This is a genomic window from Nostoc sp. CHAB 5836, from assembly GCF_020829445.1.
Taxonomy (GTDB): Bacteria; Cyanobacteriota; Cyanobacteriia; order Cyanobacteriales; family Nostocaceae; genus Nostoc.
Window position 1 is genome coordinate 30766 of the sequence record NZ_JAIVFV010000005.1, and the last position, 16082, is coordinate 46847.

At 43.2% G+C, this 16082-nt stretch carries 14 protein-coding genes; 6 read left to right on the plus strand and 8 right to left on the minus strand.

The window, feature by feature from the left end; genetic code table 11:
- Positions 1-16 precede the first annotated feature (16 nt).
- A complete protein-coding gene (psbN, locus tag LC605_RS02005) occupies positions 17-148 on the minus strand; it encodes a photosystem II reaction center protein PsbN (protein ID WP_229545906.1) in 132 nt (43 codons plus the stop codon).
- A gap of 85 nt (positions 149-233) precedes the next feature.
- On the opposite strand from psbN, the gene psbH reads away from it, so the two are divergent.
- From psbH to LC605_RS02025, 4 genes are all read left to right on the plus strand, one after another.
- Positions 234-437: a photosystem II reaction center phosphoprotein PsbH gene (psbH, locus tag LC605_RS02010; protein ID WP_229545907.1), complete on the plus strand. Its 204-nt coding sequence runs from the start codon at positions 234-236 to the stop codon at positions 435-437.
- A gap of 576 nt (positions 438-1013) precedes the next feature.
- On the plus strand, positions 1014-1286 hold the full coding sequence (locus LC605_RS02015; protein ID WP_100901199.1) for a TatA/E family twin arginine-targeting protein translocase: 273 nt from the start codon (positions 1014-1016) through the stop codon (positions 1284-1286).
- Between the two features lie 151 nt (positions 1287-1437).
- Positions 1438-2079 (plus strand): aminoacyl-tRNA hydrolase, encoded by a 642-nt coding sequence (gene pth / locus LC605_RS02020; protein ID WP_229545908.1) that lies wholly within the window; start codon positions 1438-1440, stop codon positions 2077-2079.
- Positions 2080-2434: 355 nt separating this feature from the next.
- A complete protein-coding gene (locus LC605_RS02025; protein ID WP_229545909.1) occupies positions 2435-3280 on the plus strand; it encodes an SPFH domain-containing protein in 846 nt (281 codons plus the stop codon).
- A gap of 280 nt (positions 3281-3560) precedes the next feature.
- Here the strand turns inward: LC605_RS02025 and folP are convergent, their stop codons facing one another.
- The 3 genes from folP to LC605_RS02040 form a co-directional block, all read right to left on the minus strand.
- Positions 3561-4418 carry a dihydropteroate synthase gene (gene folP / locus LC605_RS02030; RefSeq protein ID WP_229545910.1) on the minus strand — a complete coding sequence of 286 codons (858 nt, stop codon included), beginning with the start codon at positions 4416-4418 and terminating at the stop codon, positions 3561-3563.
- 318 nt (positions 4419-4736) lie between these two features.
- Positions 4737-5462, minus strand: a complete 726-nt coding sequence (tpiA, locus tag LC605_RS02035; RefSeq protein ID WP_229545942.1) for a triose-phosphate isomerase — start codon at positions 5460-5462, stop codon at positions 4737-4739.
- Between the two features lie 316 nt (positions 5463-5778).
- The gene (locus LC605_RS02040; RefSeq protein ID WP_309143255.1) at positions 5779-6324 is read right to left on the minus strand and encodes a tyrosine-type recombinase/integrase; all 546 of its coding nucleotides are present in this window, start codon (positions 6322-6324) and stop codon (positions 5779-5781) included.
- Between the two features lie 315 nt (positions 6325-6639).
- Here LC605_RS02040 and LC605_RS02045 point away from each other — a divergent pair, with 315 nt between their 5' ends.
- Positions 6640-8121, plus strand: coding sequence for a GTP-binding protein (locus LC605_RS02045; protein ID WP_229545911.1), 1482 nt, complete (start codon positions 6640-6642; stop codon positions 8119-8121).
- A 382-nt stretch (positions 8122-8503) separates the two neighbouring features.
- On the opposite strand, the gene LC605_RS02050 is transcribed toward LC605_RS02045, so the two are convergent.
- The 4 genes from LC605_RS02050 to LC605_RS02065 form a co-directional block, all read right to left on the minus strand.
- Entirely contained in the window at positions 8504-9721 is a 1218-nt protein-coding gene (locus tag LC605_RS02050) for an ABC transporter permease (protein WP_229545912.1), read from the minus strand.
- A gap of 134 nt (positions 9722-9855) precedes the next feature.
- Positions 9856-11322, minus strand: a complete 1467-nt coding sequence (locus LC605_RS02055; RefSeq protein WP_229545913.1) for an efflux RND transporter periplasmic adaptor subunit — start codon at positions 11320-11322, stop codon at positions 9856-9858.
- 531 nt (positions 11323-11853) lie between these two features.
- A complete protein-coding gene (locus LC605_RS02060) occupies positions 11854-12495 on the minus strand; it encodes a Uma2 family endonuclease (protein ID WP_229545914.1) in 642 nt (213 codons plus the stop codon).
- A gap of 652 nt (positions 12496-13147) precedes the next feature.
- Positions 13148-13597, minus strand: coding sequence for an SRPBCC family protein (locus LC605_RS02065; RefSeq protein WP_229545915.1), 450 nt, complete (start codon positions 13595-13597; stop codon positions 13148-13150).
- A gap of 530 nt (positions 13598-14127) precedes the next feature.
- On the opposite strand from LC605_RS02065, the gene LC605_RS02070 reads away from it, so the two are divergent.
- Positions 14128-15768: a mechanosensitive ion channel gene (locus LC605_RS02070; RefSeq protein WP_229545916.1), complete on the plus strand. Its 1641-nt coding sequence runs from the start codon at positions 14128-14130 to the stop codon at positions 15766-15768.
- Positions 15769-16082: the final 314 nt, after the last annotated feature.

A 16082-nucleotide genomic window follows, 5' to 3' on the forward strand; every position in this document is an offset into this window, starting at 1 on the left:
CTAACTCCAAACTCCTTTAATCTTCGTGGTCATCAAACGGATCGTTCAATTGCTTGCTAGGAGGCCCAAAGGAGGTATAAATCGAGAGTCCAGTGATGGCAACTACTACGGCAGCCATAGAAATGCTAAGAACTATTGCGGGTTCCATAATTGAGGGATAGATTATGAGTGCTATTCTTATAGAATATTACAGAAGATTAAAAAAAGCTTTGGCAAGTAATCTTAGGTGAACTATGGCACAAAGGACTAGGTTGGGAGATATCCTGAAACCACTTAACTCTGAGTATGGGAAAGTGGCTCCAGGTTGGGGTACTACCCCTGTGATGGCTGTTTTTATTTTGCTATTTTTCGTGTTTTTGCTGATTATTCTGCAACTTTACAATAAATCACTGTTGGTTCAGGATGTGGTAGTCGATTGGCGGAGTTTAGGTCGCTAACGGATACACAGCAGCTATCAAGTTTGGATAACAACTTAAGTTACACCCGGTTCATCCGGGTTTTTTTGTTAGCTGCGATTTCCTACTAAGTGGGTCGGCGCAATTAAAGCTAAGTGGCTAAGGCTGTCATTGGTCATTGGTCATTGGTCATTTGCCTACATCACCCGCCTTGAACTAAAGTTCTTTGGCTTTTAGCTAAAGTCTACTGAAGTAGACTAAAGATTATTGGGGATATTTAGTCTACTTCAGTAGACTTTCGTTATTAGCAAGGAACTTCAGTTCCTTGTGGGACATGGTTTATACGTTAAATTGACACCAACAAGTGGTGGAACGAGTGAATCAACTTGAGCCAAGAGAACGACTAGAAATTTCCGCCTCAAATCTTCGCGGGGTTAAAATACGAGAAGGAGCAATTAGAAAATCTCGGTGAAGCTTTGTTAGATTTTTTGGCGATGTCTACGGCGGTAAACTACGCAGATTTAGAAACTTGGTTTAATACATTAGAGCAGAGGGGCGAATAATAATAAATAATTATCTGAGTCTATGTAGTGGTTTTAGAGTTTATAGGAGACAAAAATGAATATATTTGGTATCGGTCTGCCGGAAATGGCTGTAATTATGGTAGTGGCGCTGTTAATCTTTGGCCCCAAGAAGCTACCAGAGATTGGTCGGAGTGTAGGCAAAACAATTCGTAGTTTCCAAGAAGCTTCCAAGGATTTTCAAAACGAGTTTCAAAAAGAAGCAGAACAGTTAGAAGAAGTTGTCAAGACTACCGCTGAATTGGAACCTAAGCAAATCTACCCTGCTAAATCTGAGCAGGATACGGCTAGCTCTTCCCAACCTAGCTAGTGGTCTGTCTCATTAGTTACGAGGCGTGACTAAGTTTGTAGTAAGGACTTTAGTGCTGGATTTTTAAGCGCTGAAGTGCTTACTACAAACACTCAAAACTAGCTTGACAAAGTGCTAGAAGAGTGATGCATATCAATTGACTATAGGCAAAATGACAGAAGCTCTTAAGCAACCAGCTTTGGTGATTCCACAACTAATTGTTGGGTTGGGTAATCCAGAAAGCAAGTACGACCAAACACGCCATAATATCGGCTTTGCTGCTCTAGAAACTCTCTCCCGTTCTTGGCGCATTTCCTTGGCAGAAAACCGCAAGTTTCAGGGTGAGTATGGCGAGGGTATGGCTTTAGGTGGAGGTAAGATTCGCTTGCTGAAGCCGTTGACTTATATGAATCGCTCAGGACAGTCAATACAAGCGGTGACAAGTTGGTATAAATTGCCGCCGGAATCAGTGCTGGTGATTTATGACGATATGGATTTGCCCTTGGGAAAAACTCGTTTGCGTTTGTCTGGTTCGGCTGGGGGACATAACGGCATGAAAAGTGCGATCGCACATCTTAGTACCCAAAACTTTCCCCGTTTGCGCATCGGTATTGGTAAACCCAAAGGTGCAGCTAATAACGATGATTCTGATACTATCTCCCATGTGCTGGGGCGATTTTCGGCTGCCGAAAATCAGCAGATGTCTCTTGTACTTCAGTTCGTGGTTGAGTGTATTGAACTAAGCCTCAAGCAGGGAGTTGAAAAGGCGATGAATGTTTGTAATAGCCGCGCCATTAATAATTCTGAGTCCTGAACTACCCCACCCTGATACTGGAATTTTTCAAGTTCCACTAAATCTTACCTTAGATTAATTTAATTTACGTGAATATACTAAATACACTTTCCGGCTGCAGGCAGCTATCAGTACAAGTAATATTAATTACATAAATTAGTCCTTGCCAGCATTTTATCAAGGTGCTTTAATAGCGATCGCATTCCGCAAAACACTTCTATTTACAGAATATGTAGAAGATGGGCAGCGACTCGACATCAGACATCGCTGCTAGTGTTGATAAAATTAGAGACTCAAAACATTAAACTCAAAGATATGACAAGCTATTAGCATATCCTTGACACTAAATTCTCCCAAAAGCTGAATAGGAGTATATATGGAACCAACAATCATTTTTATAGTTTTAGTGCTTATAGGTTATGCCTTGGGTTCTGCAAAACTGATTAATCAAGGTAATGAAGCCCTAGTTGAACGCTTGGGGCGGTATCATCGGAAACTTAAGCCTGGGCTAAATTTTATTGTTCCCTTGATCGATCAGATTGTGATGGAAGATACCACACGAGAGCAGTTTTTAGACATCAAACCTCAAAATGTGATCACCCAAGATAATATTTATGTGGAAGTGGATGCTATTGTGTACTGGCGCATTACAGATTTTGAGAAAAGCTTTTATGCTATTGAGGATCTCCAAGGGGCACTGACACAGGTGACTACAACCACGCTCCGGGAAATCGTTGCCCAGAACACCCTCGAGCAGACCAATGTCTCCAGAGCGGAGATGCATTCAGCTATCATCGACCAGTTGAATGATATAACGGGAGATTGGGGAGTTGAGATTCTCCGGTTAGACCTTCAAAGAATTACCCTACCTGAGAGTGTACGGAAGTCAAGGGAAGAGGAGCAAGCGGCTGAAATCAAAAAACGGGCGCTGATTACCGAAGCACAAGGACAGAAGGAAGCTGCGATTAAAAAAGCAGAAGGAACTATGAAATCAGTGGAGATAATTTCTCAAGCTCTACGTTCCAATCCTGAAAGCAGGGATATTCTGCGGTATCTTGTGGCTCAAGATTACGTAGATGCCAGCCAAAAACTTGGCGAGAGCAATAATGCCAAAATTGTCTTTGTAGACCCAGCCAACTCAACTGAAATGTTTCAGGAATTGATTGCAGAGTCAACAGTTACAGAAGGTAACGGCAAAAAATCTGAAAATGGTAATACTTAAGAGTCAAACAATTTGTGATTTGGGATTTTAGATTTTGGATTGACCCCATAAGTACGTTCGTGTGAAAAAACCCAAGTATGTTACGAAACGTAAATAAACTTAAAACCCTTACTAATAACCAATACTTCGACTTCGCTCAGTACAAGTGACCAATGACCAATGACAAATGACCAATGACAAATGACAAATGACAAATGACAGCCTTAGCCAGTTAGCTTTAATTACGCCGACCTACTTAGATAAATCTAGAACCTGCTTGCTCTATAAAATCGAAGAATTATTAGCCACACTGTGCTGTTTGTCTAAATAGTGCATCAGCTACTAGGGAAACATCGCGCATTTCTTGAACATCGTGAACTCGGAGGATATCAGCGCCATTAAAAATAGCAGCACAACAAGCTGCTGCCGTTCCCCAAACTCGTGCTTTGGGATTTGGCTGATTTAAAATGCGACCAATGAAACTTTTACGAGATGCTCCTACCAAGATAGGACAGTTGAGTGTTGTGAGCGATCGCAAGTGGCGAAAAATTTCTAAATTTTGCTCATAGTTTTTAGCAAAGCCAATACCAGGATCAATAATAATTTTACTCAGGTCAATGCCCGCAGCAGTTGCTACTCCAATTTGCCGAGCCAAAAAACTATAAATTTCTGTGAGTAAATCTTGATAATCAGTCTGTTGTTCCATTGTCTGTGGTGTTCCCCTGATGTGCATTAAAATCATCGGCACACCTAAATCTGCCACTGTTGGCAACATTTCTGAGTCAAAGGTGCCGCCAGAAATATCATTAATAATATCTGCTCCAGCTTCTACAGATGCCCTGGCCACAGCCGCACGAGTTGTATCTACAGAAATCGGGACTGAAATTTCTGGTCTTAGCACCTGTAACACCGATATTACCCGATCAAGTTCCTCCGCCAAAGTTATTTGCTTTGCCCCTGGTCGAGTTGATTGACCGCCGACATCGATAATGTCAGCACCAGCAGCTACCAGTGCTTGCGCCTGTACTAAAGCCGCAGAGGTAGTGTTAAACTCACCCCCATCACTAAAGCTATCAGGCGTGACATTCAAAATGCCCATCAAATAAGTTCGCTGTCCCCACTCGAAACGGCGTTCTCGAATTATCAAGTTACTTGACATAAATCTACATTGCTATTTAAGTTGTAGTGGGGACTTCAGTCCCCTAAACCAGGACTAAAGTCCTGACTACGAACGAACATTTTTTATTCAGCTTGATTAACGGGACATGATATAAGGCAATACAGTTCAGTTAAGCATTTCTTTGTTCTCTTTGTTCTCTTTCTTCTCTTTCTTTGCGTCCTTGGCGTCCTTGGCGGTTCGTTAAAAAAATTGACTTTGGCAAAGAGTTTTAGCCTTAACTGAACTGTATTGTGATATGAGGCGGTAGCTCGCCTAGAGTCATTCCCATGCCCTGCATGGGAACGAGAAAAAGGCACATCACTGAAAATTCACAATCCGAGCGAAACTCTCAGGTTCTAGACTTGCTCCTCCCACTAAAACACCATCAATTTCTGGTTGGGCCATAATCTCATCAATATTATTCGGCTTAACTGAGCCGCCATATTGAATTGATACATTCTGATTAGTCAACTGGCTACGAATTAAGCCAATTATCCGATTCGCCTCCGCTACTTCACAGGTATCACCAGTACCAATGGCCCAAATTGGTTCGTAGGCAATCACCAAATTATTCTGATCAATATCTACCAAGCCTTTATCGAGTTGGAGAGTAATCAGTGATTCAGTTTCTCCCGCATCTCGTTGTTGTTTAGTTTCGCCAACGCAGAGAATTGGCGTTAAGCCAAACCTTTGAGCAGTTCGGAGGCGCAGATTAACGGTAGAGTCGGTTTCACCGAAGTATTGCCGTCGTTCGCTATGACCGACAATCACAAAGCGCACACCACTTTCTGTCAGCATTGGGCCAGAAATCTCACCCGTATAGGCTCCATATTCTTCCCAATGGATATTTTGCGCCCCCAGTTGGATGAGGCTACCGTGTAAAGTCTTGGACAAAACACTTAAATCAGTGAAAGGAGGACACAATATCACTTCTCGTCCTTGAGGGGTTTCCTCTAAGTGAGGCAGAAATCCTTGTAAAAACTCCTGGGTCTCTGCCTGGGTTTTGTACATTTTCCAGTTGCCGGCAATAACAATTTTCCGCACAGGTAATTTAGTCAAGATCCTAAAGCGTTATTTAGATGCATTTTTCAGTTTATGGTAAAACTATGCAATAATAATATTTTGGGGCATTATTTTCAAGGTTTTGACTTCCTTCAACTATTACTTAGAGTATTTCAGGTTATAAGGGTTATTCGTCCTTACTTTGAAGTAGCTTGTTAATCAGTTCTTGCTGTTGCCGTAACTGTTCCTTTAGTAGGTGAATTTCTGATTGCTGCTGTGGTATTTCAGGGTTGATTTTCCCTGCGAAAACGGCTACATCTTGGTAATGCTTGTTTGATACTTCTATTTGATGACGACATCATTTTGAAACAAATTTTTCATCAATACCTAAATCGTAAACAGCATGAGTAATAAACGTGTGACGTGTGTTGTATGGGGACAGGTATTTAGTGAGTTTACCTTGTTCTATTAGTGTTGGAATAATGCCTTTACATTGTATCGACAAAGAATTTTGTCCGCGCCAAGAATTACCAAAGGTTGCTGAGTTAATTACCCTGCCAATTTTTGATTTAAAAATTACTTCATTTTGTTGACTTTGTGGAATAGATTTTAAAAAGTTCCACAATTCCCCGTCTTTAAACATAGGAAACTTTCTTACCTCTTCACCTTTATAAGTTTTGTCGTTTTTTAAGGGGTAGAATTTTTTAGTTAATCGGTCATAGGTTCTACGAATTAAAATTCGTTCTTTATCCCATTCGACATCGCACCACATAAAAGCTATTGCTTCACCAGTTCTGCATCCAGTCATAAATTTAAATTTGAGAAAATTAAACCAGTGAGGACAACTATTTTTGACATAATTTAATATCGCTTGGGTTTCATCCCATGAATAGGCTTTTTTTATTACCCATTAGTCTATGAGTTGGAGATTATAGCGGTTCTCGCTTGGATGCAATACAGTTTGACCTCACTTCCATTCCTCTCTCCTTTTAGGAGAGAGGCTTTGAATATTACTCCCCTTCCCTTGCTCTTAAGGGGCTGGGGGTTAGGTCTGTATTCCATGCAATTGAGAACCGCTATAGGTATTGGGCGTGGGGCATACTTATTGCCCTTGTGTCCTTTGTAGCCTCATCTCGCCAAACCGCTTCTAAAAATAACTAGGATAGTAAACGGGGTATATCTAAAATCTAAAATCTAAAATCTAAAATCTAAAATTAATATGACTTCGACATTGCCCATGCCTGAACCTCATCAAAGCGATTCCGCTAACACTGACGCAAATTCTCTCAGTTGGGAGGAAGAACTGGATAGTGCTATATTCAGTTTTGAAGACATTCAAACAGAACTGAACTATAAACAAGCACAAACAGCGTTGCGAAACTTGGTAGCTAATCTTGACCTCACCCCCCAAGAAAAAACCGGGTTGGAGACGGAAATTGCTGAGTTGGAAACCATGCTGGGAAAGTTAGACCGGATGGTGGTGCAGATTGCGGCTTTTGGGATGGTGGGACGTGGGAAGTCTTCGCTACTTAATGCTTTGGTTGGGCAAACAGTATTTGAAACTGGGCCCTTGCATGGTGTCACCCGTGCTGCGCAAACAGTTAATTGGAGTATTAGTGAGGAGGCAATTGGGGAAACTGAACGTGCTTTGCGAGTCACTCTCCCTGGTGTAGGTCAATCCCAGGTGGAATTAATTGACACTCCTGGGTTAGACGAAGTAGATGGTGCAACCCGTGCGGCATTAGCTGAACAGATTGCCAAACAGGCAGATTTGATTCTGTTTGTGATATCTAGCGACATGACGAAGCTAGAATACATGGCCCTTTCTCAGTTGCGGGAAGCAGGTAAACCAATCATTCTGGTGTTTAACAAAGTAGACCAGTATCCAGAAGCAGACCGGATGGCAATTTATCACAAAATCCGGGATGAAAGGGTGCGGGAATTACTCACACCTCTAGAAATTGTCATGGCTGCGGCATCGCCATTGGTGAAGACGGCAATTCGTCGCCCTGATGGTACTAGGGGGATACAGTTGCGTACAGGGAATGCCCAAGTTGAGGAACTGAAGCTGAAAATATTGGAAATTTTGCACCGTGAGGGTAAAGCCTTGGTTGCTCTTAATAGTATGCTTTATGCCGATGTTGTAAATGAGCAATTGGTTGAGCGAAAAGTGATGATTCGGGAACAGAATGCCAATCAGTTAATTTGGAAGGCTGTGATGACTAAGGCATTAGCGATCGCACTCAATCCCGTAACTGTGGTAGATATTCTCAGTAGTGTGGTTATTGATATTGCTCTTATTTTGGGTTTATCTAAACTCTACGGCTTCTCCATGACTGAAGCTGGGGCTGTACAATTACTCCAAAAAATTGCCCTGAGTATGGGCGGTATCGCTGCTAGTGAATTGTTGGCAAATTTGGGCTTGAGTGGATTGAAAACTTTACTTGGGATCTCTGCAACAGCTACCGCAGGTGCTACCCTCGGCCCTTATATATCAGTTGCAATCACCCAAGCGGGAGTCGCTGGTGTTTCTTCTTACGGTATTGGACAAGTTACCAAAGTTTATTTAGCCAATGGCGCGACTTGGGGGCCTGATGGGCCGAAAGCAGTAATTAATCGGATTTTGGCAAACCTGGATGAAACTTCAATTCTCAACCGGATTAAAGATGAATTGCTCTACAAGGTAAAATTCAAAAAGTAATGCTAGTTTTTGACGCAAAGCTTTACTAATAGAACTTACGCAAAAACCCTCTTAAACTCTCATTCCTCTGTGGACTCTGCGTCCTCCGTGGTTCGTTTGACCTTACTTTTGCGTAAGTCCTAACTAAGTACAGCTTTGCATAAAATCGTGGGGAATTGAGGGTTGAAATTTAAACGCATAGGCGCTTCGCCTTCCCGCAGGGTAGGGGCGCAAAGGGAAGCGCAAAGGAACGCAAAGAGAATTCGCTACGAATTTATGAAATATTGTATCATCCACGTTGGTGCGAAAAAGTCAAGTATGTTACGAAACGTAAATAAGCTTAAAACCTTTACTAATGACAAATGACAGCCTTAGCCAGTTAACTTTAGTTGCGCCAACCTACTTAAGCACTTCTTAAGGCCACGATTGGGTCGAGTTTAGCGGCGCGACGTGCAGGAACAACGCCAAAGAATAAACCAATACCACCAGAGACACCAACTGCCATACTAATCGCTACAGGAGAAAGACTCGCTTCTAAAGGAGTCAAGGCTCCCACTAACAGAATGCCACTGATCCCAACCCCAGTCCCAACTAAACCGCCAGCTGCGGAAACTATTACTGCCTCAATGATGAATTGTAGCAAAATATCTTGCTCAGTTGCCCCGATCGCTTTCCTTAATCCAATTTCTTGGGTGCGTTCGGTGACGGAGACTAGCATAATATTCATGATGCCAATGCCGCCAACAAACAGAGATATCCCGGCGATCGCTGCTAGCATAATTGTCAATGCACCTGTAATTTGACCAACGGTTTGCAAGGCATCTTTCTGGGTGCGAATGGTAAAGTCATCTTCACCGTTAATTTTGTGTCGTAGACGCAGCAAATTCGTAATTTGAAACTCTGCTGCATCCACACTCTCTGAATCACGAGCGGCAGCAACGAGATAATCTAAGGCGATACCATAGGGAGAATTCTTTCCCACAAGTCGGTTTGCTGAAGTGGTAATCGGTATTAAAGCAGCTTCATCATAATCTGCTCCCACGCTGGAACCTTTGGGTGTTAACGTCCCAATCACTTGAAAGCTAGTGTTTCCGATTCGTAATTGCTGACCGAGCGGGTTACTATTACCAAATAGTTTTTCTGCCAAGTCTCCACCTAATACAACGACTTGGTTACTTCGTTTAATGTCTACCTCAGAGAAAAATCGGCCTTTAGCAGTTTCAAAATCCCGCACTGATAGGAAACTGGAAGTTGTACCAATAATATTGACATCAGTGTTTCTGTTGCGGTACGTAACTACCTGTCTTCTATTTAACTCTGGTGCAACCCCTACTACTGTTGGCACCTGAGAGGCGATCGCATCGGCATCTTGTAATACCAAAGTTTTTGGCACTTCAAAGGAGATACGCTGAGTTTCTCGATTACCTGGAATCACAAATAGCACATTTGGCCCTAATGACTCCAACTGTTTATTCACGTACTTTTGCCCACCTTCACCAATACCAATCATCGCAATCACCGAGGCGTTGCCAATAACTATACCCAGCATGGTGAGGGCGCTACGCAGCTTATTTGACAGCAGGGTTTTCCCCGCCATGTTCATGCTTTCTAAAAAATTCATGTCTTACGAACTAAGTAAGTTGGCGCGAAAAATCAAAGTATATTACAAAACGTAAATAAGCTTAAAACCCTTACCAATGACAAATGACAAATGACCAATGACAGCCTTAACCAATTAGCTTTAATTGTGCCGACCTACTCATTTTGTTCCTTAGCCTTTTCAATTTTGTAGTCTTTGGGTGGGTTAACAAATATGCGATCGCCTTCTTTAACTCCCCCTAAAATCTGAGTTTGGTCTTGGATTTGTGCCCCAACTGTAATTTCGCGGAACTGGGGTTTATTGTTGGCATCTGGTACAAGTACGCCAGTTCTCCCCTTTTCGGTGACAATTGACACCGTTGGTAGTACTAAGGCATTATTAACGCGATCGCCTAAAAAAGTCAGATCCACATTTAAGCCAGAACGTAGTTTATCTATACCAGTATCCAGAGCAACCCGCACCTGGAAGGATGTTACACCTTGTTCCACCACTGCTTCTGGAGCAATCAGGCGCACATGACCTTTAAAAACTTGATCGGGATAGGCATCAGCGACAATTTCCACCTGCTGTCTCGGTTTAATTCTGCCAATATCGGCTTCGGGAACTTGAGCTAATATTTCTAAACCCCTTGCTACGGCGACAATTGAACTGGAAGTTGCCGATGCACTACTAGAAGCAGAGGTTGTCGGTGTCACAAAGGCGCCGGGATCAGCATATTTTTGGGTGACAATTCCCGAAAGAGGAGCGCGAATAATCGTCTCATCTAACTGCACTTGTACACCCTTCAACTGAGCTTCAGCTGCTGCAACTGCTGCTTGACGCTGCACAATTTCTTCCGAACGGGTGCCATCTTCTAACAGAACTAATGCTGCTCGTGCTTCATTCACAGCTGCTTGGCGTTGGTCGATTTCCTCAGCCCTGGTGCCACTTTGAACTAAGGACAATCGTTTTTTAGCTTCTTCTAAATTGGCTCTAGCACTTTTGTCTTCGCTGAGGGCTTGATCAAATAATTGTTTTTTCTCTGCTCCCTGTTTATATAAAAATTGGTAACGTTTTACCTGTTCACTGGTGTAATTTACCCTTGCTTGAGCTGCATCCACTTGCGATTGAGATTGAGCAATTTCTTGGGGACGATTACCAGCCTGGGCTGCGGCTAGCTGGGCTTGAGCTTGTGCTAACCGGGCCTTTGATTGAGCGATTTCTTGAGGACGACTACCAGCAAGGGCTTCGGCTAGTTGTGCTTGACTTTGGGCTAAGTTAGCACGATACTGACTCCTTTGAGCCTCAATGCTGGCACTATCCATGCGAGCGAGGATTTGCCCTTGTTGAATGCGATCGCCTTGTTCCACATATAATTGTGACAGCACTCCGGGGTTCTTCGGACTAATATTTACGCTCTGAACTGGCACGACTTTGCCACTAGCTGTAATCCGCAAAGTAACGTTTTGCGCTGTCACTGGCACAGTTAATTGAGCAATGTCTTCTTTGTTTCTCCCTTGATTTACTAGGGTGTAAGTTGTTGCTGTACCCACAACCAAGACACCCCCTGCTATCAGCCCCATCAGCCAGCGTAATGGATACTTAACTTTGCCAATAACAGGAATTTCTATGTGCGTAGCCATATCTAAAAGCCTATGAATCTTGCTTTCTGGGAGTAGCCTGTAGTTATATAATTATGTGCGTAAAATTGCCCATACTAAAAGTACTCCACCCCGGCCAAAGCAGCGCTTTTGCTCCCCTCCTTACTTGCGGGGAGGGGCTGGGGGTGGGGTTCCTGTTAATTAAGCTTGATTGAGCAGACATAAATACTTAGAGGGCAATTGCAAAAATGCGGAGTTGTTAAAATTTTGGGATTAAATTTTTATTAATACACCAACAACTAGACGCATAATTAGCTTCATAGTTGCTTAATGTTCCTTCATAATAGGTATTCTTTGCCTGTATGCCTTCACCTGAATGGGTGACTTTAGCCACTAGTGCGGCAAGGCGCAAGTCAACACAATTGGCAATACCTCGACAATTAAATATGCGTTACCCAGAACCCTTGTAGAGACGTAGCAGTGCTTCTAGAGACGTAGCAGTGCTTCTAGAGACGTAGCAGTGCTTCTAGAGACGTAGCAGTGCTACGTCTCTACATTCTTTTTTGGAGATGTCTATTGCTGAAATTGGGTTAATAACCAAGCACCAACTTGACTTTGATTCATTTGACGACTTCGGCGTAATGCATCGTTTAATAAAGAAATTGCTAATCCTGGTAATACCTGAGATTCTGTAATCCTCCTACTACCTTGGTTTTCAATAGCGAAAGCCATAACTTGCGCATTCTGGACATTTAAAATCCAGTATTCTTTGACTCCTAAATCTTCGTACAAAAGTCGTTTTTCACCTTGATCATCAGCAAGGGAAGTATTAGCAACTTCTATGACTAAAGTTGGTGCTGGATATATGTCTAGATTAATGATTGAAGTTCCATAAGGAATGATATCAGCATTGTCGCTAAGATAGTAAGACACATCAGGTTGAGCTTCATTAAAGCCTGTTCTCCGATAGGTACAGTTAGTTAAGCCTTTGGCGAGGATGCCTTTGATTGTGCAAAAAAGGTTAACAGCAAAGGCAATAATTGTGTTGTCGCAGGCGTGATCATGACCGAGTGGTGGCATTTCAATCCTCATGTGTCCATTGTGATAGTAGCCTTTGGCTTTTTCATAGGCAGGATTTTCAATTATTTGGATATATTTATCCCAAGTTGCTGCTATCCAGGTATCAGTTACTAGTTGAGTCTGTAATTCGCTCATAATATTGCGAAAAAGGAACTTTAACAACGATCATACAAGTTTTATTTTCCACCACTCAGAGGTGGACGAGAGTTTGTGTAGTAACGATTTCCAATCGCCCAATACTTTTAAAACAACCTCTAAGAGGATGTTTCAAAAGTATTTTTCTCACACCAAAGCCTCCCAAACTTAACCCCGCTAAGGCGTGTTTTCAAACTCGAAGATCCCCCCTAACCCCCCTAAAAAGGGGGAAAAAGAAACTCTAAAATCCCCCCAATCTATCGGGGGATTGGGGGGATCTCCAAAGACTGAGGTGCTTAAAGAAAGGTTTGAAAACACGCCCTAACGCGAATGCGGTTCGTTTTTTCATTTACCTGAAACAGCAAAAGGTAGAAAAAATGCTAAGTACGTTGGTGCGAAAAAATCTAAAGCCAACTATCTAGGACGAAGCAGGAAAAGAACACTAAACTAGGTCTAACCAAGTTTAGGTAAGTTTTTTAGAGCAGCGAAGGCAGTCAAGGTAAGTAATTCGGCAAGAATAAACCAAATTATATTACAAAACGTAAATACACCTTAAACCCTTATAAATGACCAAGGACAAATGACAAATGACAAATGACAAATGACAAATGACAGCCTTAGCCAGTTAGCTTTATTTGCGTCGCTCTACTTATTACGAATTATGTTGTTCTTGTGCTACTAGTTTGAGGCGGCGCAGTTGGGCTTGCATATCTTCTTTTGTCCAAGAGGCGGCAAAGGTGTTGAAACCCCAACTAACTAAGGGGTTAGGAATATTGAACTCAAAACGGTTCAGTAAGCGCGTTCCTTTTTCTGTTGGCTGGCATTCCCAGCGATCGCGCCCTTGAAAAAATCCCTGAAATTCCCAGACTACCAAACCGGGTTGTCGTTCTACAACTACGCTATTCAACGTGGGTTTTAGTAAAGGAATTTGAATGATAAAACGACTTTCACTGCCGATATCCGTACTCCAAGCTTCGCCCACAGGTTCGCAACGCAGGATGGGGTTGAGCCAACGGTGCATGAGGGTTAAATCGCTAATACAGCGCTCCACCACCGTAGCTGTAGCATTAATTTCAATCGATTGTTCCAAAACTTGGGACATTCCACATTTTTGGTGCTGTTGCTGCAATTAGAATAACCCAAAATTCGGCAAAATAGGGAGTGGAAAGAGACGCTGATTCCAGAGTCATTTTACCCCTCCCCTCAATCCCCTCCCCGTTCACGGGGAGGGGAGGTTTTGGCTTTAGACAAAACCGGGGTGGGGTGACGCGGATCGTGATGGTCAGTGAGTGGACTCAATATCATTCCCAGGACTTACGTACAAGTAAGGTCAAACGAACCACAGAGGACGCAGAGGTCACGGAGAAATGAGAGTTTGAGAGGGGTTTGACGTTAAGTTGATACCTATGGGCGCAAGGCCCCTACTACGACAGATGTGGAACAAAATAGATGATTTCTGCTGTAAGTTGCATAAAACCAGGGCTTCAGCCCTGACTACAAGCGAATCATTCTGGAAAAATCAATGACGATTAGCTTATCAATGCCATAGAGGTATGTCTTTACTGGTAAATTGATAGGCAAAACACTGATTCAGTGTTTCCGGTGAATATTTGAGTTTAATTACCGAAAACCATGAACACAACTTGGCAAGGGATAACCCAGGTGATAGGAGTTGATTTGTCTACGACAATACAGCCATTTTTGGCACAATCGCCCACCCTGCAACCAGCAGTTAATCAAGGAATCGCTGATGTACAAGGGATTGTTCAACAGTTGATTCTGTTTACACCCCGTCTGCTGGGGGCAGTGGCAATTTTGTTAGTAGGTTGGCTAATTGCAGCGATCGCAGCGGCCGTGACCCGAGGAATCCTCAATCGCACAAACATCGATAACCGCATTGCGGCAGGGATAACGGGTCGTCAAGATGTTCCCCAAGTGGAGAAATTAATCTCCAGCTTGGTCTTTTGGAGCATTATCCTGTTGACGGCGGTAGCTGTTTTACAGACATTGGATCTGGAGGTAGCTTCTCGACCTCTGAATAATTTTCTCGATCAGCTTATTGGCTTTTTGCCCAAGTTGGTTGGTGCAGGAATCCTTTTGGGAACCGCTTGGCTTTTGGCGACCATTGTGAAGATGATCACTGTGCGCTCATTACAAGCATTTCATCTGGATGAGCGTTTGAATCCAGATGCACAAGACAGCCCACCCAGCCTGAATCAGCTGTCTGTGAGTGAGACCATTGGCAATGCTCTGTATTGGTTTATATTTTTACTGTTTCTGGCCCCAGTTTTAGATACTCTTGGACTCAGGGAGGCTCTACAACCAGTACAAGCTCTAATTACACAAGTTCTGCTAATTCTGCCGAACATTTTAGCGGCGATATTAATTGGCGCAGTTGGCTGGTTTATCGCTAATGTGGTGCGGCGGATTGTGACGAACTTGTTGGCGACAACTGGTATCGATCATTTAGGTAGTCGGTTGGGATTATCTGCAACTGCGGGGGTGCAACCTCTATCGAGTATTATCGGCACAATTGTCTATGTTTTGATTTTGATTCCTGTGGCGATCGCCGCGCTGAATGCGTTGCGAATTGATGCGATATCTGTACCGGCGATCGCAATGCTGCAACAGGTTCTCAACGCTCTACCTGCCATCTTTACAGCTGCTGCAATTTTGATTGTTGCCTTTTTCATCGGGCGGTTTGTTGGGGATTTGGTTACAAGTATCCTCACCAATTTAGGCTTTAATAACATTTTCACCATCCTGGGTCTAACAACACCCAGCAAACGAATCGTAATTTCCACAGAACCAACACCCCCAATTTCAACCCGCACTCCATCGGAAATTGCAGGTATTGTTGCCTTAGTGGGGATCATGCTGTTTGCCACGGTGGCGGCGGTGAATATCTTGAATATTCCAGCCTTGACGGCATTGGTGTCTGGTATTGTGATCATATTCGGGCGAATTTTGGCAGGATTGGTCATATTTGCCATTGGCTTATTCCTGGCAAATCTGGCTTTTAACATCATTACCAGTTCCGGCGATCGCCAAGCCCAGATTTTGGGTCAGGTGGCGAGGATTGCCATCATTGCCTTAGTCTCTGCAATGGCACTGCAACAGATTGGAGTTGCCAGTGATATTGTGAATTTAGCCTTCGGACTTTTACTAGGTGCGATCGCAGTTGCCATCGCCCTAGCCTTTGGTCTTGGGGGACGCGATATTGCACGAGAGCAAGTTCAAGAATGGCTAAACTCTTTCAAAGGTAGAAACTAAAAGTTGATGAAGGCGCAATTTCATCTGTAAATCACAGAAAGTGCAACCGTAATCATCAATAGTGCAGAAAATCTATCGGCAATTGTACCTAAAAGGTTGAAAGTTAGAGCTTAGAAGCGACCTCTCCCCAAACCCCTCTCCGAGGCGGAGAGGGGCTTTGAAGATTGGCTCCCCTTCCCTCGTAGGGAAGGGGCTGGGGGTTAGGTCTCAATACAGTTCAGTTAAGGCTAAAACTCTTTGCTAAAGTCAATTTTTTTAACGTAGACGCTTCTCTACGAGACGCTACGCGAACGGCTTGCCGCAGGCTACCGCCA

What these genes read in the sequence shown, in the direction of transcription:
- LC605_RS02060 (WP_229545914.1), bottom strand. Translation starts at nt 12,495, where the DNA reads ATGAGCGAATTACAGACTCAACTAGTAACTGATACCTGGATAGCAGCA.
- LC605_RS02050 (WP_229545912.1), bottom strand. Translation starts at nt 9,721, where the DNA reads ATGAATTTTTTAGAAAGCATGAACATGGCGGGGAAAACCCTGCTGTCA.
- psbN (WP_229545906.1), bottom strand. Translation starts at nt 148, where the DNA reads ATGGAACCCGCAATAGTTCTTAGCATTTCTATGGCTGCCGTAGTAGTT.
- LC605_RS02025 (WP_229545909.1), top strand. Translation starts at nt 2,435, where the DNA reads ATGGAACCAACAATCATTTTTATAGTTTTAGTGCTTATAGGTTATGCC.
- pth (WP_229545908.1), top strand. Translation starts at nt 1,438, where the DNA reads ATGACAGAAGCTCTTAAGCAACCAGCTTTGGTGATTCCACAACTAATT.
- folP (WP_229545910.1), bottom strand. Translation starts at nt 4,418, where the DNA reads ATGTCAAGTAACTTGATAATTCGAGAACGCCGTTTCGAGTGGGGACAG.
- LC605_RS02065 (WP_229545915.1), bottom strand. Translation starts at nt 13,597, where the DNA reads ATGTCCCAAGTTTTGGAACAATCGATTGAAATTAATGCTACAGCTACG.
- LC605_RS02015 (WP_100901199.1), top strand. Translation starts at nt 1,014, where the DNA reads ATGAATATATTTGGTATCGGTCTGCCGGAAATGGCTGTAATTATGGTA.
- psbH (WP_229545907.1), top strand. Translation starts at nt 234, where the DNA reads ATGGCACAAAGGACTAGGTTGGGAGATATCCTGAAACCACTTAACTCT.
- LC605_RS02070 (WP_229545916.1), top strand. Translation starts at nt 14,128, where the DNA reads ATGAACACAACTTGGCAAGGGATAACCCAGGTGATAGGAGTTGATTTG.
- LC605_RS02055 (WP_229545913.1), bottom strand. Translation starts at nt 11,322, where the DNA reads ATGGCTACGCACATAGAAATTCCTGTTATTGGCAAAGTTAAGTATCCA.
- LC605_RS02045 (WP_229545911.1), top strand. Translation starts at nt 6,640, where the DNA reads ATGACTTCGACATTGCCCATGCCTGAACCTCATCAAAGCGATTCCGCT.